The sequence below is a fragment of the Sporosarcina koreensis genome (genome assembly GCF_001531445.1).
Lineage (GTDB): Bacteria > Bacillota > Bacilli > Bacillales_A > Planococcaceae > Sporosarcina > Sporosarcina koreensis_C.
This window is the reverse complement of sequence record NZ_LQYA01000145.1, coordinates 6,813-28,966: the sequence shown is the minus strand read 5'-3', so window position 1 is coordinate 28,966 and position 22,154 is coordinate 6,813. Positions and strand designations below refer to the sequence as shown.

Here is a 22,154-nt window from a genome sequence, read left to right as displayed (position 1 = left end):
TCACACCATATTATGATTCCCTGCTCGTCAAAGTTTCGACTTGGGGCACCTCTTTCCGTGACGCAGCAGCAAAAATGGATCGGAATCTACAGGAATTTCGGATCAGGGGAATTAAAACAAATATCCCGTTCCTTGAAAACGTCGTCCGTCATGAAAGTTTCCTGACCGGCAATTATGATACAAGCTTCATTGATTCGACACCTGAATTATTCGAGTTTCCGGTTCGGAAAGACCGAGGGACAAAAATCTTGAACTATTTAGGAAATGTGACCGTCAACGGTTTTCCGGGAATAGAAAAGCAGTCAAAGCCATTATTCCATTCAGCTAGGAAACCTGAGGTGGATCTCCTCGTTCCGCCGGCTGCTGGCACCAAACAGATTTTGGATGAAAAAGGCCCTGAAGGATTAATCAAATGGATAAAAGAGCAAGATGACGTCCTGCTGACAGATACGACATTCCGGGATGCTCACCAATCATTGCTTGCAACCCGTGTCCGCACTTCGGATATGACGAACATCGCCGCTGAATCAGCAAGGTTGCTGCCGGACCTGTTCTCGTTCGAAATGTGGGGAGGGGCGACATTTGACGTTGCGTACCGATTCCTGAAAGAAGATCCGTGGGAACGGCTTATGAAGCTTCGAGAGCAAATCCCGAACGTACTATTCCAAATGCTGTTCCGTGGCGCAAATGCGGTCGGGTATTCAAATTATCCCGATAATGTCATTAGGGAATTTGTCAAAACATCGGCGGAATCAGGCATTGATGTATTCCGTATATTCGACAGTCTGAACTGGATCAAAGGAATGGAAGTCGCAATCGATGAAACCCGACAGGCAGGGAAAGTGGCTGAGGCTGCGCTTTGTTATACAGGAGACATCCTGGATGCTTCCAGGGCGAAATATACAGTTGCATACTACAAGGAAATGGCGAAGGAGCTTGAAGCGGCAGGAGCCCATATTCTTGCGTTGAAGGATATGGCCGGCCTATTGAAACCTGAAGCTGCTTACCGTCTTATTTCCGAATTGAAGGCGACTGTTGATATACCTATTCATCTTCATTCCCATGATACGAGCGGAAATGGAATTTACATGTACGCAAAAGCAGTTGAAGCAGGCGTGGACATTGTGGATACGGCGCTCGGATCCATGGCCGGCCTAACGTCCCAGCCGTCTGCAAGCTCCTTATACTATGCATTGCAAAACGGCAAGCGCCAAGTGAAGGCAGATGTCGTTGCTCTGGAATCGTTATCGTATTACTGGGAAGATGTCAGGAAGTATTACCAAAACTTTGAAAGTGGCATGATAAGTCCACATTCTGAAGTATATGTACACGAGATGCCGGGCGGTCAATATTCCAACTTGCAACAGCAAGCCAAGGCTGTCGGTCTCGGGGAAAGATGGGAAGAAGTCAAAGAGATGTATTCACGTGTGAATATGCTCTTCGGAGACGTCGTGAAAGTGACTCCTTCCTCCAAGGTTGTCGGAGATATGGCATTATTCATGGTGCAAAACGATTTAAATGAGGAAACTGTCATTTCACGTGGACAATCGATCGATTTCCCGGAATCGGTCATCGAGTTTTTCGAAGGCTTTATCGGGCAGCCGTATGGAGGATTCCCGAAAGAAATACAGCAAGTTGTCCTGAAAGGGAGAACGCCGATCACTGTACGTCCGGGTGAACTTATGGAAGCTGTCGATTTTGATGCACTTCTTCTTAAGACCGAAGAACTTCTTGGACACTCTTCCACGATGAAAGACGCATTAGCATATGCTCTCTATCCGAAAGTGTTCGAAGAATATTCCGTTATGAAAAAAGAATTCGGCAATATTTCAGTCATTAACACGCCGGAGTTCCTGTACGGGATGAGGCTAGGCCAAGAAATTGAAGTGGAGATCGAAAGAGGGAAGACGCTCATCATCAAGCTCGTTTCCATAGGAGAACCACAGACAGACGGCACACGCATCATTTACTTCGAGCTTAACGGTCAGCCGAGGGAAGTCATCATTCAAGACATCAATGTAGAATCGGATGTAGCTCGCAAACAAAAAGCGGATCTATCAAACGACTCCCACATTGCAGCAACTATGCCGGGAACGGTATTGAAAGTCGCTGTTTCCAAAGGGACGAAAGTACGAAGAGGGGAGCATCTGCTCATTACGGAGGCGATGAAGATGGAAACGACGATCCAAGCACCATTCGACGGAGTTGTCAAAGAAATCCATGTCTCCCCGGGCGACGCCATCTCAACAGGCGATCTCCTATTGGAACTGGAGCATTAATGAAAAAAGCACCCATGCGTGGGTGCTTTTACTATTTCTACTGTTTAGTTCTTGAAACTAGAAGTACCATATAAGTTAATAGTCCGAACAAAAGGATCACAAACAATGAATGCGCCAAAGCTAAATAAAGATTCAACCGTGTGAGGATAACAGCTGCACCCGCTAACACTTGCAAGGACACTAAAATGAATGCCGAAATCCATCCCCAGTAGATGACACGTTGATCTTTATAATGACGGATCGCATGAATCGCAATAATCCCAAGCCATATGAAAATCAATGCTGCGGCAGTCCTATGACTCATCTGCACCCATTCCCAGAAATTAGACGGAAGGGAGAAATCCCCGTTCCTACACATCGGCCAATCTGTACAGCTCAATTCGGATTCCGTATGGCGGACGAGCGCTCCTGTATAGACGACAATGTAAGAATAAATCGTTACGCCGATTGTATGAAATCTAAGTGTTTTGCCTATCTTCAGCTTGTCTGCATCAAATTTTTGATCGACTTCAAAGATGAGCAATGTAAGAAGGAAGACAGACGCAAAGGAAATAAGCGAAATGCCGAAATGGAGTGCAAGGATGAAGTCCCCTTGTCCCCAAAGAACTTGTGCAGCACCGATAAACGCCTGCAAAATGAGGAAGAACAATGCCAAAATGGACAGCAATTTTGTTTCCCTTTTATGTCCAATCGCTTTCCAAGACCAAATTGCTAGAACGACGATCAAAATACCGACCGTGCCTGTGACGAGGCGATGCGAAAATTCGATAAGGACTTCTGGCGTGATTTCATCTGGAATCAATTGGCCATTGCAACCAGGCCAATGCCTTCCACATCCCATTCCACTATCTGTTTTCGTAACAAGAGCACCGCCCAAAAGGATTAACAGCATTCCGATTGTAGAGGCAACTCCGAACCATTTCAAATATCTATTATACTGCAAACAAGACACCTTCTTTAAGAAATGATGACCATTATGAAAAAAGGCCCCGTTTGTTGATGATAGCGAAAATAAGGCGAAAAAACAACGCATATTGGCCAAAATCAGCGTTGACTATCGCTTTTTCACAAATTGTTCATAAAATAGACCCTTTAACTTCACAAAACGCATAGGGAAATGATTTACTATAGATAAGGCGAAACAATTTTCAAAAAGACAGTATACTTCACATATCGGGTGAAATTCGGTTTATATATAGAAATTATTACCGAAATTCGATATAGTTAGGTATAGCGGTCCTTGCCGACATCCTTGAAAGGAGGGTACATATGTCAAACGGTCGAGCGATTTCTTCATCCGTTGAACCGGATATCGGATCGACATCCATATTGAAGGATTTTTTAGCACTTATTAAAATCGGCATTGTGAATTCAAACTTGATTACAACATTCACCGGTCTTTTTCTAGCATTCCAATTCACTGGCAAAAGCTTTATCAGTAATCTGGATTTGCTTCTGTATGGACTTTTCGGTACCGGATTGATCATTGCGGGCTCGGCGGCTTTGAATAATCTCATTGACCGGGATATCGATCCCATCATGACGAGAACAAAGTCACGTCCAACGGTCACCGGCAGATTTAAGGCACCGGCTGTATTGGCAATGGCGATCACTTTCATTGCCTTGGGCGAAGTGATGTTGTTTGCTGCGTCACCGGCGGCGGGACTGTGGGGACTTGCAGGTGTCTTCAGCTATGTTGTACTCTATTCAATGTGGTCGAAAAGAAAGCATGTTAGCAATACGGTTGTAGGTAGCATCTCCGGTGCCATACCGCCATTGATTGGTTGGGCGGCGGTTGAGCCGTCTCTTGGCATGGGTGCATGGGCGCTGTTCTTAATTATGTTTGCATGGCAGCCTCCGCATTTTTATGCATTGGCGATGCGTAGGACTGAAGAATACCGGGCAGCTGGCATTCCGATGCTTCCAGTCGTAAAAGGTTTTGAAAGGACGAAGAGGTCGATTTTAGGTTGGGTTCTCCTTTTGTTCCCATTACCATTTCTTTTACAGGAACTTGGAATCGGATTCATTGTGCTGGCAACGGCTCTGAATATCGGTTGGTTATATTTTTCGATAAAAGGATTCAAAGCGAAGGATGATTTGAAGTGGGCGACATCCATGTTCATATTCTCCTTGAATTACATGACGATCCTCTTTGTCGCAATGATCATTTTTTCGATATTCATCTAACTGATGGAATTCTTTCTTTTTGACAGGAATTCATTATAGAGAGGTCAACAGTCCTCATTGAAGAAAACATTTTTTTAGAAAGAGAGGTATTAGTTAGCGATGATGAAAGGACTCAAAAAGTGGCGTCTCTTTTCTCTATTGGCTGTACTGACAGTTTTCCTTGCAGGATGTGGACAAGAAGAACTATCAACGCTTCTGCCTGCCGGACAAGTCGGTCGAGACCAGTTCAACTTGCTATTATTGTCGTCAGGAATAATGTTGCTCGTCATTATTGTTGTTGTAGCAATTTATTTAATCGCATTGGTGCGCTTTAGACGTTCAAAATTGGGTGAAGATCATATTCCTGAACAAGTTGAAGGCAGTCATAAGCTTGAGCTTGTATGGACGATCATCCCGATTCTATTGATCTTATTGCTAGCGGTCCCAACTGTTTACTACACGTATAAACTTGGGGATGTTTCGGCAATGGGCGCTGTGGATGACGATGGAAACGCTGAAAACCTAGTCGTTGATGTGACGGCGAAACTTTACTGGTGGGAGTTTGAATATCCTGACCTAGGTATTGTAACTGCACAGGAATTAGTCGTACCTATGGATGAAAAGGTTTACTTTAACCTGATTGCTGCAGACGTGAAACACTCCTTCTGGATTCCGGCGGTCGGTGGAAAACTTGATACGAACGTAGAAAACGTTAATAAATTCTATTTGGTATTTGAGAAAGACTCCAAGAATTTAAAAGACGGCGTATTCTATGGTAAATGTGCTGAGCTTTGCGGTCCTTCGCATGCTTTGATGGATTTCAAAGTAAAAACGATGCCGCGTCCTGAATTCGACAACTGGGTAGCAGCGATGCAGGCGTCCGACGAGAATCAAGTCGTTGCAAATCCTGCAGGGGAAGAAGTTTTCCAACAAAGCTGTATCGGATGTCACGCCACTTCGGGTGTCGGTGAAACTGGTGCAGTCGGACCGAACCTAGCAACTTTCGGAGATCGTAACCGTGTTGCAGGATTCATGGAGCATACAAAGGAAGATTTGATTGATTGGATCAAGTATCCACAGACACATAAACCGGGCAATAAGATGCCGGGATTCGCCGATCAGCTTTCCGATTCTGAATTGGATGCATTGGCTGAATATTTAATGGGATTATCAGTTGAAAAATAATCTTTTGTGATTTTGAAGAGGAGGTAAACAAAGTGAGTTCAGTTGCTCAAAAAAAGGGTTTTGGCGCAACGCTATGGGATTGGCTGACTACAGTCGACCATAAGAAGATCGGAATCCTTTACTTCCTTGGTGGCGGGTTCTTCTTCGTACTCGGCGGTATTGAAGCGATGATGATTCGTTATCAGTTATATAAGCCGAATAATGATTTCGTCAGTGCGGGACTGTTCAATGATTTGATCACGATGCACGGTACGACGATGATTTTCCTAGCGGCCATGCCTATTTTATTCGGATTTATGAACGCGATAGTGCCTTTGCAGATCGGGGCACGTGACGTTGCGTTTCCATTCATCAACTCCTTAGGATTCTGGATGTTCTTCTTCGGAGGACTTTTCCTGAACATCTCTTGGTTATACGGTGAAGTGCCTGACGCTGGATGGACTTCATATGCATCATTATCCCTTGCGTCAGAAGGCCATGGAATTGACTTCTATGCAATCGGTCTACAGATTGCCGGGGGCGGTACGCTCATGGCGGGGATTAACTTCCTTGTCACGATCATCAACATGCGTGCGCCAGGTATGACGTATATGCGTATGCCGTTGTTCACATGGACAACATTTGTAGCATCTGCGATGATTCTGTTCGCATTCCCTCCATTGACTATCGGTCTTTTCTTCCTGACATTTGACCGCATGTTCGGTGGTAACTTCTTTAATCATGAGATGGGTGGTAACACGATCATCTGGGAGCATATTTTCTGGATTTTTGGTCACCCTGAAGTTTACATTCTTATTTTGCCTGCTTTCGGTATTTTCTCAGAGATCTTTTCGATCTTCTCCCGTAAGCGACTCTTCGGTTATCCATCAATGGTCTTCGCGACCGTGTTGATCGGATTCCTTGGGTTCATGGTTTGGGCTCACCATATGTTCACTGTAGGTCTTGGACCGACTGCGAACGCGATCTTTGCCGTCGCGACAATGGCGATTGCTGTCCCGACAGGGGTTAAGATCTTCAACTGGCTATTGACAATGTGGGGCGGAAGCATCAAAGTTACAACGCCTATGCTTTATGCGCTCGGCTTCATCCCGTCATTTGTAATGGGTGGGGTAACGGGTGTCATGCAAGGGGCGGCTCCGCTTGACTATCAATTGCACGATTCTTATTTCATCGTAGCTCACTTCCACTACGTTATTGTTGGTGGGGTAGTACTTGCTATTTTGGCTGCAACGCATCTATACTGGCCGAAAATGTTCGGCACAATGTTGAATGAAACACTTGGTAAAGTTACATTCTGGTTCTTCTTCATCGGTTTCCATATGACATTCCTTATCCAGCACTGGTTAGGATTCTGGGGAATGCCGCGTCGAGTATGGACGTATATGGACGGCCAAGGATGGAACTTTGCGAACCTTATCAGTTCAATCGGGGCTTTACTGATGGCGATTGGTGTCATTGTACTCGTTTATAATGCCATCATGACATCCATCAAGAATGTTAAAGTTGCAAATGATCCATGGGGAGACGGCCGTACGCTTGAATGGGCGATTGAATCTCCACCGATCTATTACAACTTCGCTGCCACTCCGCTTGTCCGTGGTCTTGATACTGTATGGATCGAGAAAATGGAAGGCAACGAAACGGGGCTTACACCAGCTGAACCGATTAAGGACATTCATATGCCGAACGGTTCTATCATTCCGTTTCTTATGACATTAGGACTTTTCATCGCCGGATTCGGAGCGATGTTCCGCACTGAAGCAGCATGGGGACTACCTGTCCTGATCTTTGGTCTTTTATGGACTTTCGTTTCGATGGCAGTACGTTCATTGCAAGATGATACGGGCTACTACATTAAAAAAGACGAAATTCTCCGTGATCTAAAACGTAAAGGGGGTCAAAACTAATGGATTTGAATAAAAAATTCACTCCTGAAACTTGGCCCGACCATCCGGAAAGAGCGACACTTGAAGCAAAAAACAAGTTTGTCGGCTTCTGGTTGTTCCTTGGAGGAGAAACAATCCTTTTCGCTACGCTGTTCGCAACATATATGGCGTTGAAGAATTCCGGCCCAAGCGGCTTTGGTTTCTCGACACAAGAACTTTATGAATTGCCACTTGTCTTTGTCATGACGATGTTATTATTGACATCGTCATTGACGAGTGTGTTTGCCATGTACCATCTGCGTAACTATAATTTCAAAAAAATGCAGCTTTGGCTCGCTATTACTGCATTTTTAGGACTTGGATTCCTTATGCTTGAAGTATATGAGTTCTCGCACTATGTTGGCTTGGGCTTCACGTATAACAACAGTGCTTTCAGTTCCGCTTTCTATACGCTTGTCGGGACTCACGGTTTCCACGTGGCTGTCGGCCTTGTGTGGATTACGTTATTGATTTTCCGTAATGCGAAACGCGGTCTGAATCTTTACAACGCATCGAAGTACTATACTTTCTCATTGTACTGGCACTTCATCGACGTCGTTTGGGTATTCATCTTCACTGTAGTCTACTTGATGGGAGTGATAGGTTAAGATGGCAGACGTTCAAGTTTACAAACGTACACCTGCTGAACAGCAGCTCGCAAAACGTCGTTCCAAAAAAGCCATGCGGGATCAGGTTATGATGTTTTCGCTTATGATCTTCCTGACACTTGTCTCGTTTTCCATGGTTGTTGCATATGAAGCCGGCGTTGCAGGGTTCTCGAAGTACTTAATCATTCCGATGGTCATGCTGTTTGCAGCTGTCCAGGTCGGATTGCAACTGTATTATTTCATGCATATGAGTGAAAAGGGGCATGGCATCCCTCAAATGTTCATGTATACAGGAGCTCTTTTAGGCTTCCTTATCCCTTTGGCATTCGTTACAATCGTTTGGTGGTAATCAATAAAGAAAAGCCTGTGGATCTCTTCCACAGGCTTTTCACTTTAGATTTTGTTATCATCCAGCTACGGACGCCAGAGGCTCGGGGTCATAAGGCGAAGTTGCTCTGTGGCAAAGTACGCCACGCCGCATCTTCGCCTTATGCCTGTCGCCTCTAGGCAGGCGTCCTTCGCTTTTGTATATTGTCATTGTTCGTTCATTGTGTTCGCGCTGTGTTCGTTTTATAATAGGGAAAGACATATTAAAGGAGCGATGGCAATGATGCCTTTCAGCATATTTGGGTTTCGAGCATTATGGAGTCCTTATTATTTCTTAACATTAGTACTGCTCGTAGTATTATACTTTCTCTTGACCAAAAAATGGCGGCATTGGTTTGAAGGGACGGAACCTGTAACCGGAAGGGAAATCAAATACTTTCTCGCCTCGATGGTGCTCTTATATATAGTAAAAGGGTCACCCGTTGATCTGATTGGACATATTCTGTTCTCGGTTCATATGACGCAAATGGCGCTTCTATTGTTAGGGGTCGCCCCTTTATTGATCATTGGAATACCGAATTTCATCTGGAAAAAAGTTTTCAGTGTGAAAATCATCGATAAAATTGTAAGGTTGCTTACGAAGCCGATTATTAGTTTACTTATTTTCACGCTTGCATTTTCTATGTATCACTACCCGATGATACTTGATTACATTAAATTGAGTGCAGTTTTGCACGCTGTTTTTACAATTACGGTATTTTTATCGGCTTTGCTTCTATGGTGGCCGATTGTGAATACAATGGAAGACCATCCACATTTGCATGGGTTGAAGAAAATCGGATACGTGATTTTAAGTGCCCTACTAGTCACACCTGCTTGTGCTTTAATCATATTCGTAGATGTCCCTGTATATGAGACTTATAGCAGTGGAGAAGCGTGGTTGCAGGCAATGGCACTCTGTGTACCGGCAGGAACATTGACGGGCTTATCCATATCAGGACCGGAGTTGTTTACAAACATGCCGACAGTATATGATCAGCAATTGGGCGGAATTATTATGAAAGTCGTACAAGAATTAATTTATGTCGTAGTCATCGGTAAAATCTTTATTAAATGGTATCGTGAAGAGCAATTGAATGCTGATGAGATTACACAAAGAGATTTGCTAGAAAGACAAAAATTTGAAATGAATAGATGATCTATATAAGTTGAACAAATGATTTGCTTAAAGTGACTCTAATTGGTTGGAGTGGAAAACGACGATTCCAGTAAACGCCGTCATGGAGAACGGCATTTGCGAGCAAGATGAGGCCGCCTGGAACGGAAAGCAACTGTTTGTACACTTATTAAATTATCAAATATAGTAAGGAGTATTATGCATGAATGTTCCTTTTTTACCGACGTTAAGTACATTTTTCATTGTGTTATCGGCTATTCTAGTGGCGATCGGGTGGAAATTAATTCTAAACCGTAAGATCGAAGCCCATAAGAAGACGATGCTGGCTGCGGCAGTGTCAGCAGTATTGTTTTTCATCATATATGTTTCCCGTACGATTTTCATCGGCAACACTGCGTTTGGCGGCCCGGAAAATTTGAAGATCTACTATACCGTCTTCCTTATTTTTCATATCGCTCTATCTACGACAGGAGCCGTCATGGGCGTATTGACAATCAATTGGGGATTGAAAGATAAGTTGGACAAACATCGAGGGATCGGTCCGATTACAAGCGTCGTCTGGTTCTTCACAGCAATCACAGGCGTAGCTGTCTATTTACTGCTTTATGTCTTGTACGAAAGTGGAGAAACGACTTCGATGATCAAAGCAATTTTAGGGATATGAAAAAGAAACCGGCAAAGGATATTTATCCTTGCCGGTTTTACTTATCATATTTTGAAATTCAGCCTGATGATTCCGGCTTCGCGTGCTGTGTTAAATAAAATAACGATCATCGGCCCGATAAAGAAGCCGAGCACGCCGAATAGCTTCAGCCCGATGAACATGCCGATAAGCGTCGGAAGAGGAGATAGGCCAATCTGGTTGCCCATCACCTTAGGTTCGACAGTCCTTCGGATGATCAGAAGAATCGCAGCTAATATGGCCAACTTAGTCCCCATGCCAATATCTCCGCTTACGAACTGATATAACGACCATGGCGCAAGAATGATGATCGAACCCAAAATCGGGATCACATCAATGATCCAAATGACAATGGACATGATCAATGCGTATTTTGGGGCAATGATCAGCAATCCGATGAATGACGCTGCTAGAATGATAAAGCTGACAAGCAATTGTGCTTTCATGAACCCGAAAATAACAGAGTTCAATTTCACTGTCATATAGCGGACTTTTTTTGCAGTTTCATCTGTGAAGTGTCGGAACACCATCTTTTTCAACTCGGGCAATTCAAGCATGAAAAGAAAAAGGGCAATCATATAAACGATAAGACTCACTAAGAAATTCGGAATTTCAGATGCAAGAGCGACGATTTTATCGGAATTGAACAATTCCAATAGCGACTTCCGGAATGATTCCAAAATTTCATTGAACCCGTCTTGCGCTGATTTCACAACATCATCAGGCAGACCTGATGTATACACAAAAAGCTTACTTTGAAAATCAATCCATACGCCTGACAGCTTGTTTAAATAATCGGGTGCGGCTTTTGTGAATTGAATAAGTCTACCTATCAATGACGTGACCGTATAATAGATACTGATCGCAAGAATTCCCAAAATGAAAATGAATACAGATATGACGGACATTTTGCGTTTCCATTTAAATTTCGTTTCGGTCAATTTGACGAGTGGCTCGAAGAGGAGAGCCGTCAGAAGGGCTAAAATGATCGGTATGGAAATGGGGAGAATAAAAATAAACAGCAATATGCAAATGATTAGTAACGTGAATAACATGATATTCTTTTTTGTAAGCCAACGTGACAACGGTCATTCCTCCAAATTGTTCATTGCTCTCATTATAACCAAAATTCAGAGGAATGAATAGATAAAAAAAAGCCGCAGAACAATAAGTTCCCCGACTTTCACTACGAATACGTTTTATTTTGTTAGGATATATGGTTTTAGGTCTTCCAAGACTGCTTTAAGTGTCGCTTCGCAATCTTTCACAAGCCCTGCAGGGAAATGCTCGCCCTCGCCATATTCTACACCGTGCGGATAATACCACTTGCCGATTACAGGTTTTTTAAGATGCATGATTGCATCCCTGGTGTCAACGTCTCCATCAGGAGTGAATCCGAATACGCGCAAGTAATAAGTGCCTTCTTTGATTACGTATTTCTTATCATATGTCACACGCTCATAGTCCCATTGACCAGCACGTACGAGATCGTGTTTCAGCATGATTTCGTCTAGTAGTGACAATTCAGCAACAATGCCTTCAATCCCTGTATTTTCGATATACATCGTTCAAGTCCTCCTTCATAATCATCCAGTCGAATGCCTATACTTATTTATCATAGAACAAATCATTGTTAGTTGCAATGACAACATTGTGTCATAAAAGCTTCATGAACACCATCTGGCGGTTTTTCATCATAGCAATGGAAGGGGAAATTCAAAGTTTTGTACTTGAAATCCGCTACAGTTGACTTATACTCAAATTAATACTATTTCTCAAGAGTTGAAGAGTACCTTTGATTTCACTTATTTTGAAAGGCGGCGGGAAGACTTGAAAGTATTATGGAAAATTGCGTTATTACTAGTTGTCCTTCTCGCGCTGTTTTATTTCATGGGAAGCAGGGTTCAGGAAAATGAACCTTTGGAGTCGCCTGTCAAACATGGAACGGCAATTCCGTCTTCGGACAAGGAATTTGTTGATATGACGGCTGGACAAAAACGGCCTGGGACAGGACTTTCCACATTTGTCGGGAAATCCTCGGAGAAACTGATTGAAGCATTTGGGGAACCCGATAGGATTGAACCATCAGCTTACGGCTATGATTGGTGGGTCTATTCCAAGGCTGCCCGAATGATGGTAGGAGTTGGGAAAGGCACTGTCAATCAAGTATTCAGTGCTGATACAGATTCAGATCTATCGCCAATCGTAATCGGTCAAAATATTAATGAAGTATTCCGTTTTTCAATCATCGAGTCTGAGGTTAATGTGACACTGGATGAAAACATTTATACGTTTACGTTAAATAGTCAGGATTTAAAGGATAGGATTCTGCTGAAATATGAGGACCTGTATGCACAGGTATATGTAGATGCCGAAGATGAAATCATTGAAAGTGTCCGATTTATCGATCCTAAAACACTCGTCATCCATCAGCCGTATGACATGGAATTCATGGGAGAACTTGTTACTGCCAACCTACCCTCATCGACGGTTCAGATGGAGGTTGACCGGTCGATGGAAAGGCAAATTTTCGAATTGACGAATATTTATCGGGAGCGTCATGGAGTAGAGCCGCTGAACAATGATTACTGGCTATCATTACTTGCACAAAATCATAGCAAAGATATGGCGATTGAAAATTATTTTTCACATGAGTCGCCATCTGCCGGAAACTTATCGGAGCGTTTGAAAAGCTTTGGAATTGAGCATAAAAAAGCCGGGGAGAATATCGCCGCCAATTATGTGGACGCCATTGAAGCCGTCCATGGTTGGCTGAATTCTCCCGCGCACCGCAGTGTTTTGCTGGATTCGGATGCAACTGAAATCGGTACAGGGGCATACGGAAAGTTCTATACGCAAGTTTTGATAAAACCCGATAAGAAAGAAAACATGCCGAGTTATTTGGAAAAATGATCTACGGCAAAATCCAAGTCCCTTTTTCATCGGAAGCGATGCCTCTTACATAAAGAGGTATCGCTTTTTTCATTGCGTAAATGGCCGCGCGTTTTTGAATGACAGGGTGATCTGTTTCCAATAGCGGCAACAATTGATGGATGCTCATATCCTCCAATTTTTTGGCGTCAGTTCCGAAACGGGGATCACTCGTCATGACACCGGGGACATCTTTGAAAAACTCCACATGAGATGCACGCAAAGCGCCGCCAAGTGCAATCGCAGTCAAATCACTGCCGCCTCTGCCGATTGTCATTACTTGACCAAATTCATTGATTCCTTGGAAACCTGGAATGATGACACATCCCGATTCCTGTAAACTGTCGACAATCATAGTAGGATCGATGTCACTGATTGTGCCATCTCCGAAATCGCCGGATGTCCAAATGCCTGCTTGAATTCCATGTAGTATTCTGTTCGGGACGCCCGCCTCTTCCAGTTCTGCTGATAGGATTGCCGATGCGATAAGCTCGCCACATGAAGCGGCAAGATCACTTGCAGCTTTAGAATAGATGAATGAATCAGTCAGACGTAATAACCGATCTGTGGAGTATGGTTCATCTCCTCTTCCAATTGCTGAAACGACTACGACGACATTTTGATGGTTTTCCAATCCGGATTTAATGTGATCGATGCATATTTTTCGTGTTTGTTTGTCTTTCATAGCCACTCCGCCAAATTTTTGAACTATCATTCAAGCTCCCAACTTTCTTCGTGTCGTTCGTTCCATTTCCTTCATACGATAAAGTATGGTTCGCTCTCAATATATTCGTTATTCATGAAAATTGTTCGGGAAGGGGAGGGGGCTTCTGTTACTGTCTGAGATTCTGAAAGATTGGCCCTGTACGGTTTCGGGAAGTATCGGCGTGCCGATTTGCGGTATTACGGAGAGATCTGGAAATGTGAAGGAGGGATTCATTTTCGTTGCGAGGAAAGGCGCTTGCGACGATGGTATTTTGCATGTCCGAGAAGCGATTGAACGTGGTGCAGTTGCAATAGTCATTGATCGGAATGGGAATGTAAATCTTGATGGTTTACGGGAAGTGACGCTGATCATTGTGCCGGATGGAAGAACGTTCATATCGCATGCCAGCGCTAAGCTTGCGGGCAATCCATCCGAATCAATGACAATTATTGCAGTAACGGGAACGAACGGAAAAACGACTGTCACGCATTTCATCGGTCAATTATTACTGATGCTAGGTGAACAGGCGGCGGTCATAGGGACGACCGGACTCTTCATGAATGGGAGGAAAGTACATCTTGATATTCCGGATATGACGACATTGCCTGCCGAGTTTCTTCATCCTTTATTGAAGGAATGTCTGGAAGCAGGCATGAAATATATAGTGATGGAAGCTTCTTCCCTTGGGCTATCCACTTCAAGGTTGGATCATTGCAAGATAGATGTCGGGGTTTTTCTAAATATCGGGGTTGATCATTATGAAGAGCATGGGAGCAAGGAGGCTTATATTGCAGCTAAGAAGAGGTTGACGAAGATGGCAAGAAGTCTCGTCGTCAATGTAGACGATTGGCAATGTGTAAAGTTAGTTGGAAATGCAGACAGGCAGGTCCACTTTTTCGGAGAGCTGACGGTTGCTGGAAATTTGATACCTGACGACTTGTATCCCAACTTTTTGCCGGGTAAACACAATCGTTTAAATGCGCTCGCAGCTGTTACTGTCATGCATGTGCTCAATTGGGATACATTTGACACATTGCCTCTTTGTAACAAGCTTGTATTGCCGGAGGGGCGACTGCAATGTTTGAGAGAAGGGGGAGTGGTCGTCTTTATTGATTATGCACACACGCCAGATGCCCTTCAAACGGTTTTAGCGTCTTTGACGGAAGAGTCTACAGGAGATTTGATCACTGTATTCGGCTGCGGAGGTAATCGGGATCGGGGAAAACGTCCTCAAATGGGAAAAGTGGCAACGACGTATTCATCTAAAATATTTATCACATCAGATAATCCGAGGAACGAGGAGCCATTCGCGATAATAGAAGAAATCCTTGCCGGGATTAGCTGTGAAAGGGAAAAAGTAGTTGTGGAGATGGACCGAAGGAGAGCGATTGAAAAAGCGGTTCGATATGCCAAAGCGGGAGATACGGTTTTAATTGCTGGGAAAGGACATGAAAAAACGCAGCAGATCGGGCAAGAACTTTTCGCGTTTTCGGATTATGAAGTTGCACAGACGGCACTTCGCAATAAGAATTTATAAAACAGGTCGGAATGCATGCACGGGCTACGTTTTTTCTGGTATGATTAGTTGGAATGGAGGGAAAGCCCTATGATGATGACAGATGAATGGATGTCAATCATTGAGCAATCAGAAACACTCTCCGACATGTTGCTTTCTTCCGAAATCATCCAAGAGTACAGAAGAGCGAATCATGCCGTCTATTCCAACAAATCGTTGGCAAAAGCGATCTATGATTTTACCAATATGAAGGAGCGTTACGAAGAAGTGCAACGTTTCGGCAGATACCATCCTGACTATAAGACAGTCATGAAAGATATACGTATTCAAAAGAGGGGACTGGATATGAACGAGCATGTCGCGGCCCTGCGTCTTGCGGAAAACGATGTGCAGAGCCTATTGAATGAAATCAGCGCAATCATTGCAAAATCGGTATCCGACTCCATCAAAGTGCCTGCCGGTGATAGTTTCTTTGTGGATTCTTCTTGCGGGGGTGGGTGTGGAACAGGAGGAGGTTGCTCCTGCTCAGCGTAAGCAGACAGTTCATCCATCAATAACATAAAAATGGTTGCCAATAACTGGCAACCATTTTTTTATGAATTTTGTTGGATGACTTCCATAGCCAGCGCCGGCTCGTCAGTGATGAAGCCCGCAGCCCCGGTAATTAAAAGTTTTTCAAATGAACCCCTATCATTGATGTGAGTATAGTAAACGGGGACATTTAAATTGGAAAGGAAGCTGACAAAGCTTTCCGTGTTCATCGGAAACAGACCCATCTTTTCAGCTATGCAAAACAGATCAGCACGTGGATTGTATAAGTGTCCGAATTTGCTTGAATGCGACGCATACGCTTTTTTCACTTCATCATTTCCTGCTCCAATCGCCACTTTATTTTGAGCATAAAGATTGAAACGGTCGGTTTGCTCGTCAAATGCGCTCATGACAATCACGCGCTCCTGCGATCCGGTTTCCTCTAAAATACGCCATAGCTTGGAAGGCATTAGACTTCCTTCGTATGTATCCGGCGAGTCTTTCAGATTAATAGCGATCAACATATGTGGATAGGCCATTAATAGTTCACGTAAACTAATGATTTTCTCGCCTTTGCCGCGAAAAGGAAAATTCCCTTCCTCATCTTCGAACATATAGCCTGCATCTGCTTTTTTCAATTCATCTATTGTATAATCAGAAATCCTGCCAGAAAAATCAGTTGTCCGATCTGCAGTTTCATCATGGAAGAGTACGATTTCTTCGTCTTTTGTCAACCGGATGTCAACGGCAAATCCATGGACTCCGAGCTCTGCTGAATTTGAAAACGCTGCTAATGTGTGCTCAGGGGCATTTTTCATTCCTCCGCGATGCGAAAGAACGACTGGGTCCTTGAATTCAAGTGCTTCCTTCCGGGGGCGGGGTTGGGGCTTAGCAACTACTTTGGATGCAGCCCAAGCAGCTACTCCGGCTGCTCCCACCGTAAGAGCCACTTTCGTTTTTCTTCCCATTTTCGTATCCTCCTCGTTATCGATCAATTACGCCTCGGTGCCAACTTGCTGGAGCAAGTTAACATGTCCTTTCCTCATTATAATGGAAAAAACGGAAGATGTCAGCAATGTTCGGTTGCAGCCCATTTCTCTCCTATGGTATTGTATGGGGTAGGAAAAGAGGGGAAAATCATGATTGATCGACAAGGGATAATTGTATATCTCCATCATTTGAAACAGGCCAAATCGTTACGAAAGTATGGGCATGTCCATTACATTTCTAGAAAAATGAAATATGTTGTCCTTTATTGTGATCAAGTGGACGTAGACAATACGATCCGTAAACTTGAGAGGCTTCCATCCGTCAAAAAGGTATTGCCGTCCTATCGCCCTTTCGTCAAGACGGAATACGAAAATGTCAAACCCGATAAGGCGAAGGAATATGATTATAAGATAGGCCTTTAATCACCTAGTTCCGCGCTTATTGCAATGGCGGAACTAAATGATTAAGACGGAGAATTCCTGTTATATACTGATAGAACAATTTTGTATCGGCAAATTCTGATGAATGCTTAAGTCCAATGAGAATCGGTTCCTGCCCATGTTGCATGGAAGTTTTCTCGAAAAGGAGCCGTCTTTTCGACTTGGATTCATCCATTTCCGAAATGCCTTCTCTGCATATATATATAGGCATGAAATGACTATCTTGCGCCGGGCGGAATGCAGCTGCCAGGGAGATCGCTTGTCCGCCATTAATGTTTGAAGAAAATATGAAGGTCCTATGAAGTCGGTTTTGATTCGTTTCAATCAGTTCCATAAGCTCATAGACGTCTCCATATCCTTCACCTAATTCAATGAAATACTGTTGTAACATTCATGACACTACCTTTCTCCATCTGAATATAATTCATCTTATCATTTTCTAACGCAGTAAACATCCCTTGCAATGAGGTGCAGCAATTGAAGATTATACTCCGCATTGTCGGCCTATTAGTCATCACGAATTTGTTTTTAGTTTATATGCATTACAGTCAACTGGCGGATGCAAGCGGCACGCCGGATAAGGAGTCACGATACATCCAGGAGATTGAAGTGATCAACAGAGCAGACGCTCTTTACGTCAGGCATCATTTTTACAACTTGGATGGAGGGCGCCACGAAATCATTTTACCGGCAGAAAGCCGGAACCGTGCTTGTTTTCTGGAAACTGAATCGTCTTGTACGAGGATTAACGAAAATGCAACGGCGATCTTGGAAGGGGAGGAGAATCGGCAATCCATCTCTTACGAAATTCCGAAGACCGGAATAGTAGGAAGCAGAAAACTTTTCAAGGAACCATTTGCATCTTTACGGTATGCGAAACCGGATTCTACCATTTTACATGTTACAGATGAAAGCGGTATTGGCGGAATGTGGGTCAGCGGACTCGAATTAGTCGGATCTAAAAAAATGGATATGGTCGATTATTCATTATTCAAGGGGAATGGCAAAGTCACCGATCTTTATTGGCAACGCAAATCATTGCCGCAAGTATATCGGGGAGAGCGGCTCTCAATATTCGGGAAACCGATCGACGCAAATCTTGCGGATCAATTCAACAGCACTTTAGAAAAATTGAACGCCCGACATATTTCCGTTGTGATGGATCCTTCGGGAAAACCGCTTCAAACATCCCGTTTTTTAATTACACAACTGAAGGCGACCGAACTGACGGATGTGATTTTGGAAAGTGGGGTACGCTCGCAGTACGCCATATCGGATAGGGATCAGCTCGTCGTCAGCTTAGTCGCATCGATCATCACAGATGTACCGACCGGCACGAAAGAGGCCAAAGAGGCATATGAATTGCTGAAAAGTTCTTTGTCGGCAGATCAGTATGAACGGTTGAAATCCCGTTTAACCGAGATGCAAGGCGAACGCGTAGATGCCGTCGAGTTGGATAACTTGATCGGTGACGTTAGCGGCTGGAAGACCTCCTTCGTACAAAAGAATACGAAGGGGACCTATCCATTCCTGTTAGAGGATACACGTGTGATTACGATGAACGGGGAAGCCCAGGAGGATATTTCAGCCGTACTTATGGACAAACGTACGTTGTATCCGGCCAACAAAATTTTAACAAGAAGCGGCTATTCGGTATCGGCGAATGAAAGTTCGATATATATTGAAAGTGAAACGGAGAAATTCAGATTTTCTTTACGGGATCCTTTCTATGTATTGAATGAAAAAAGATATGAGTTGCGTGAAAAGCCTTTTACGGTCATCGATAATGCATATTATTTTGAGGAAGATGCGTTGAGGCGACTATTCCATTTATCTATACAGAAAAACGAAGATACAATCATCGTGAAGTCGTTGACAGGAGGGGAACCGAAATGAGGGTTGTATCAGGATCCAGAAAAGGGACACCATTGAAATCATTGCCTGGCAATTTGACGAGACCGACTTCCGATAAGGTGAAGGAATCCATCTTCAATATGATCGGTCCTTATTTTGACGGAGGAATCGCTGTGGAGCTATTTGGCGGCAGCGGCTCCCTTTCCATCGAATCATTGTCCAGGGGAGTGGATGAAGCTTATATTTTTGAAAAAAATCCAAAAGCCTGCTCCATCATCCGTGAGAATATTGAAAAATGCCGTTTCACCGATCAAGTACATGTCATTCGAAATGATGCAAGGAACGCTGTTCGTGCAATGCCGGCAGACATTGAAATAGATTTGCTTTTCATCGACCCACCGTATGCCGAATCGAAATTCTATGATTTGGCCGATGCGTTTGCGAAAGCTGGCATGTTGTCAGACGGGGCGATCATCATTTGTGAACATGATAAGCAATTGACGCTTCCGGATGCCTATAACGATTATCAAAAGACTAAAAATCCAATCTACGGAAACAGCGCGATATCTATCTATATGAAATGAGGTAGCATCAATGACAAAAATAGCAGTTGTGCCTGGCAGCTTCGATCCGATTACAAATGGACATCTTGACATCATTGAACGGGCAGCCAAAGTGTTTCCGGAAGTGAGGGTTGCTGTCATGAATAATTCATCCAAAAATCCGTTATTCACAGTGGATGAACGGATGGATTTAATACGGTCCGTCACATCGCAATTCCCGAATGTCATCATCGAGTCTTCATCAGGGCTACTCATCGACTATGCCCGCGATGCAAAGGCTTCTGTCATTGTCCGGGGATTGAGGGCAATTTCCGATTTCGAATATGAAATGCAGATTACGTCAATGAATCGGATGTTGGATGAAAGCATAGAGACGTTTTTCGTCATGACGAAAAATCAATATTCTTTTCTCAGTTCCAGCATTGTAAAAGAAGTCGCGCGTTACGGTGGAGATATATCTGCCCTAGTTCCTTCCGTAGTCGAAAAGGCATTGCGGGAGAAGTACATACGTTAATAAGGTTTTGAAATGGTTATGACAGATGTTTGTCATAACCATTTTTCATAATAAGAAAAATAAAATGATCGGAACAGTGACGACACTCCAAATTCTGCTGATGAAATACGGAAGAAGAGGAGTGTTGGCTGTTTTCGCAATGACGAACACTTGCATATGGATGCTTAGGCCATTCATTGAAATGATTGCGGCGATTAAAAAAGGGAATACTGGACTTGTAAAAAAATGATCAGTTGCGGATTGGACGCCGGATGTCATTTCAAATAATGCGAGAAGAAAAGTTTTCGTAATTCCCAAATCGACTGCGAATACCTTTGAGATGGCGGTCGTCAATACATTTCCAAGAGAGGAAAAAAAGATTACGGTAGTGGCGACTAGAATGATGACTGTCGAGCTTTCCTTAATGGACTCCAAAAAGGGGGAGCTGGCGTTTTTTTTCTTTACTTCCAATTGAGGATATTCCATTTGCTGCCTCTTCCTTTTAAGCGCGAACAATGTAAAGAGTAAAAAGATAATATTGGCGATATGGATGGCGGCCAAAAGCTTCCATCCGGACGTCGTGTCACCGAACAGTTCAGTTCCTACGAAACCCAGTATGAACATAGGACCGGGAGCATGACAGGCGGCAAGCAGATAGCCGCTTTCACGGTTGCTTAATTCCCCGTTTTTGACCATTTCCGTAACGGTTACCGCCCCAACAGGAAATCCACCGAATGAACCAAGGACATACGCTTTCATATATCGTTTCCAACTCTTCTTTGATGGATTTTCAACAGGTACTTTCAAAAGCCACTGTGTCAAAATGATATAAGGAAGCAAATAAGGCAGCAAGGCGTGTACAAATAATTGCGCGCCAGCTTCGGCACCGTCGTGGGCAATACCAGGCTGCAAAATGAAGAGAATAATTAAGCCCCATATGACGGCGATACTAATCATATGTTGTGTTGTTGCATAATATCTGAGGTGGTGTTCATTCAAGTGCCTCCTTCCGGGAAGTGTGCTACAAGTGGTTGTTGTTAATGCTTTATAATGGATATTTTCGATGGTACACTAATAACCAGCGGACTTTGGAGCAATGAATGGATTTACAATGTAATATATATGTCCTAACAGTGCAGGCTATTAATGGAGGTGTGTGGGTATGAAGATGAAAAGGATTGGATTGTATGCTATCGCCTTGCTTTTTCTATTATTTTTATTCATTTATCCTCTCGATGCATACATATCGAAACCAGGTGGTGCTTATGATTTGGAACCGATTGTGGAAGTCGAGGGCGGTGACAAGGATGATGTGGGCACATTCAACCTAATGACGATTTCGATAGGGAAAGCCACTCCTTTTTCCTACGTCGCCTCAAAATTTTCCGACCGGATGAAGGTATTGCCGATCAGCAAAGTGAGAAGGGAAGGGGAGAATGACAAAGAGTATAATATCCGTCAAAAAAAACTCATGTCGGATTCCCAATTCAATGCGATAACGGTCGCATTCAGCAAAGCTGGCATTCCAGTCGATATTACGTATGATGGCGTCTTTGTCGTATCTGTCGTAAAAGGCGGAGCGTCAGATGGAAAGCTTGAGGCAGGAGATAAGATACGAGCTATCGATGATGTGCAATTGAATGAGGCTGGACAGTTCGCTTCATCCATTTCAGGAAAAGTCGAAGGCGATAACGTGAAGGTTACGATAGAGCGGGATGAGAAGCTCAGAGATGTCGAAATCATTTTAAGTGAAATACCGAAATCCGAAGGGCGAATCGGTT

Annotated in this window: 23 protein-coding genes; 16 read left to right on the top strand and 7 right to left on the bottom strand. The window is 43.6% G+C overall.

What is annotated here, in order from left to right:
* Positions 1–2,279, top strand: a 2,279-nt coding sequence (gene pyc, locus AWV70_RS15345) for a pyruvate carboxylase (protein WP_060209021.1), incomplete at its 5' end; no start/stop codon positions are given.
* 37 nt (positions 2,280–2,316) lie between these two features.
* On the opposite strand, the gene AWV70_RS15340 is transcribed toward pyc, so the two are convergent.
* The gene (locus AWV70_RS15340) at positions 2,317–3,222 is read right to left on the bottom strand and encodes a COX15/CtaA family protein (protein ID WP_060209018.1); all 906 of its coding nucleotides are present in this window, start codon (positions 3,220–3,222) and stop codon (positions 2,317–2,319) included.
* Positions 3,223–3,548: 326 nt separating this feature from the next.
* On the opposite strand from AWV70_RS15340, the gene cyoE reads away from it, so the two are divergent.
* The 7 genes from cyoE to AWV70_RS15305 all read left to right on the top strand — a co-directional run bounded on the left by cyoE (position 3,549) and on the right by AWV70_RS15305 (position 10,331).
* Entirely contained in the window at positions 3,549–4,466 is a 918-nt protein-coding gene (gene cyoE, locus AWV70_RS15335; protein WP_060209016.1) for a heme o synthase, read from the top strand.
* 99 nt (positions 4,467–4,565) lie between these two features.
* Positions 4,566–5,630, top strand: a complete 1,065-nt coding sequence (coxB, locus tag AWV70_RS15330) for a cytochrome c oxidase subunit II (RefSeq protein ID WP_060208977.1) — start codon at positions 4,566–4,568, stop codon at positions 5,628–5,630.
* Between the two features lie 32 nt (positions 5,631–5,662).
* The gene (locus AWV70_RS15325) at positions 5,663–7,537 is read left to right on the top strand and encodes a cytochrome c oxidase subunit I (RefSeq protein WP_060208975.1); all 1,875 of its coding nucleotides are present in this window, start codon (positions 5,663–5,665) and stop codon (positions 7,535–7,537) included.
* Positions 7,537–8,163 carry a cytochrome (ubi)quinol oxidase subunit III gene (locus AWV70_RS15320; RefSeq protein WP_060208973.1) on the top strand — a complete coding sequence of 209 codons (627 nt, stop codon included), beginning with the start codon at positions 7,537–7,539 and terminating at the stop codon, positions 8,161–8,163. Before AWV70_RS15325 ends, AWV70_RS15320 begins: the two co-directional genes overlap by 1 nt.
* Before the next feature lies 1 nt (position 8,164).
* Entirely contained in the window at positions 8,165–8,512 is a 348-nt protein-coding gene (locus tag AWV70_RS15315) for a cytochrome C oxidase subunit IV family protein (RefSeq protein ID WP_060208971.1), read from the top strand.
* Positions 8,513–8,770: 258 nt separating this feature from the next.
* Positions 8,771–9,688, top strand: a complete 918-nt coding sequence (gene ctaG / locus AWV70_RS15310) for a cytochrome c oxidase assembly factor CtaG (protein WP_306464402.1) — start codon at positions 8,771–8,773, stop codon at positions 9,686–9,688.
* A 181-nt stretch (positions 9,689–9,869) separates the two neighbouring features.
* Positions 9,870–10,331 carry a DUF420 domain-containing protein gene (locus AWV70_RS15305; RefSeq protein WP_060208969.1) on the top strand — a complete coding sequence of 154 codons (462 nt, stop codon included), beginning with the start codon at positions 9,870–9,872 and terminating at the stop codon, positions 10,329–10,331.
* A 44-nt stretch (positions 10,332–10,375) separates the two neighbouring features.
* Here the strand turns inward: AWV70_RS15305 and ytvI are convergent, their stop codons facing one another.
* On the bottom strand, positions 10,376–11,434 hold the full coding sequence (gene ytvI, locus AWV70_RS15300; protein ID WP_235588695.1) for a sporulation integral membrane protein YtvI: 1,059 nt from the start codon (positions 11,432–11,434) through the stop codon (positions 10,376–10,378).
* A gap of 114 nt (positions 11,435–11,548) precedes the next feature.
* Positions 11,549–11,914: a YugN family protein gene (locus AWV70_RS15295; RefSeq protein WP_060208967.1), complete on the bottom strand. Its 366-nt coding sequence runs from the start codon at positions 11,912–11,914 to the stop codon at positions 11,549–11,551.
* 265 nt (positions 11,915–12,179) lie between these two features.
* Here AWV70_RS15295 and AWV70_RS15290 point away from each other — a divergent pair, with 265 nt between their 5' ends.
* On the top strand, positions 12,180–13,262 hold the full coding sequence (locus tag AWV70_RS15290) for a CAP domain-containing protein (protein WP_060208965.1): 1,083 nt from the start codon (positions 12,180–12,182) through the stop codon (positions 13,260–13,262).
* 1 nt (position 13,263) lies between these two features.
* Here AWV70_RS15290 and AWV70_RS15285 read toward each other — a convergent pair whose 3' ends face one another.
* Entirely contained in the window at positions 13,264–13,995 is a 732-nt protein-coding gene (locus tag AWV70_RS15285; RefSeq protein ID WP_060208962.1) for an aspartate kinase, read from the bottom strand.
* 172 nt (positions 13,996–14,167) lie between these two features.
* On the opposite strand from AWV70_RS15285, the gene AWV70_RS15280 reads away from it, so the two are divergent.
* Both AWV70_RS15280 and AWV70_RS15275 read left to right on the top strand, forming a co-directional pair.
* Entirely contained in the window at positions 14,168–15,523 is a 1,356-nt protein-coding gene (locus AWV70_RS15280) for a Mur ligase family protein (RefSeq protein ID WP_082713653.1), read from the top strand.
* A gap of 69 nt (positions 15,524–15,592) precedes the next feature.
* Positions 15,593–16,036, top strand: a complete 444-nt coding sequence (locus AWV70_RS15275) for a YlbF family regulator (RefSeq protein ID WP_060208960.1) — start codon at positions 15,593–15,595, stop codon at positions 16,034–16,036.
* 59 nt (positions 16,037–16,095) lie between these two features.
* On the opposite strand, the gene AWV70_RS15270 is transcribed toward AWV70_RS15275, so the two are convergent.
* Positions 16,096–17,001 carry a glycerophosphodiester phosphodiesterase family protein gene (locus AWV70_RS15270; RefSeq protein ID WP_060208954.1) on the bottom strand — a complete coding sequence of 302 codons (906 nt, stop codon included), beginning with the start codon at positions 16,999–17,001 and terminating at the stop codon, positions 16,096–16,098.
* Between the two features lie 171 nt (positions 17,002–17,172).
* Between AWV70_RS15270 and AWV70_RS15265 the strand changes: the two genes are divergently transcribed.
* On the top strand, positions 17,173–17,445 hold the full coding sequence (locus tag AWV70_RS15265) for a YlbG family protein (RefSeq protein WP_060208951.1): 273 nt from the start codon (positions 17,173–17,175) through the stop codon (positions 17,443–17,445).
* 16 nt (positions 17,446–17,461) lie between these two features.
* Here AWV70_RS15265 and AWV70_RS15260 read toward each other — a convergent pair whose 3' ends face one another.
* Positions 17,462–17,854, bottom strand: coding sequence for a DUF7147 family protein (locus AWV70_RS15260; RefSeq protein ID WP_060208949.1), 393 nt, complete (start codon positions 17,852–17,854; stop codon positions 17,462–17,464).
* Positions 17,855–17,940: 86 nt separating this feature from the next.
* On the opposite strand from AWV70_RS15260, the gene AWV70_RS15255 reads away from it, so the two are divergent.
* The 3 genes from AWV70_RS15255 to coaD are packed head-to-tail and all read left to right on the top strand — an operon-like array spanning position 17,941 to position 20,394.
* Positions 17,941–19,359, top strand: a complete 1,419-nt coding sequence (locus AWV70_RS15255) for a hypothetical protein (RefSeq protein ID WP_060208946.1) — start codon at positions 17,941–17,943, stop codon at positions 19,357–19,359.
* Entirely contained in the window at positions 19,356–19,901 is a 546-nt protein-coding gene (gene rsmD, locus AWV70_RS15250; protein ID WP_060208944.1) for a 16S rRNA (guanine(966)-N(2))-methyltransferase RsmD, read from the top strand. Before AWV70_RS15255 ends, rsmD begins: the two co-directional genes overlap by 4 nt.
* A gap of 10 nt (positions 19,902–19,911) precedes the next feature.
* On the top strand, positions 19,912–20,394 hold the full coding sequence (gene coaD / locus AWV70_RS15245) for a pantetheine-phosphate adenylyltransferase (RefSeq protein ID WP_060208943.1): 483 nt from the start codon (positions 19,912–19,914) through the stop codon (positions 20,392–20,394).
* Positions 20,395–20,439: 45 nt separating this feature from the next.
* On the opposite strand, the gene AWV70_RS15240 is transcribed toward coaD, so the two are convergent.
* On the bottom strand, positions 20,440–21,372 hold the full coding sequence (locus AWV70_RS15240; protein WP_060208941.1) for a hypothetical protein: 933 nt from the start codon (positions 21,370–21,372) through the stop codon (positions 20,440–20,442).
* Positions 21,373–21,535: 163 nt separating this feature from the next.
* Between AWV70_RS15240 and AWV70_RS24715 the strand changes: the two genes are divergently transcribed.
* Positions 21,536–22,154: PDZ domain-containing protein (locus AWV70_RS24715; RefSeq protein ID WP_235588693.1), on the top strand; the 619-nt coding region annotated here is incomplete at its 3' end.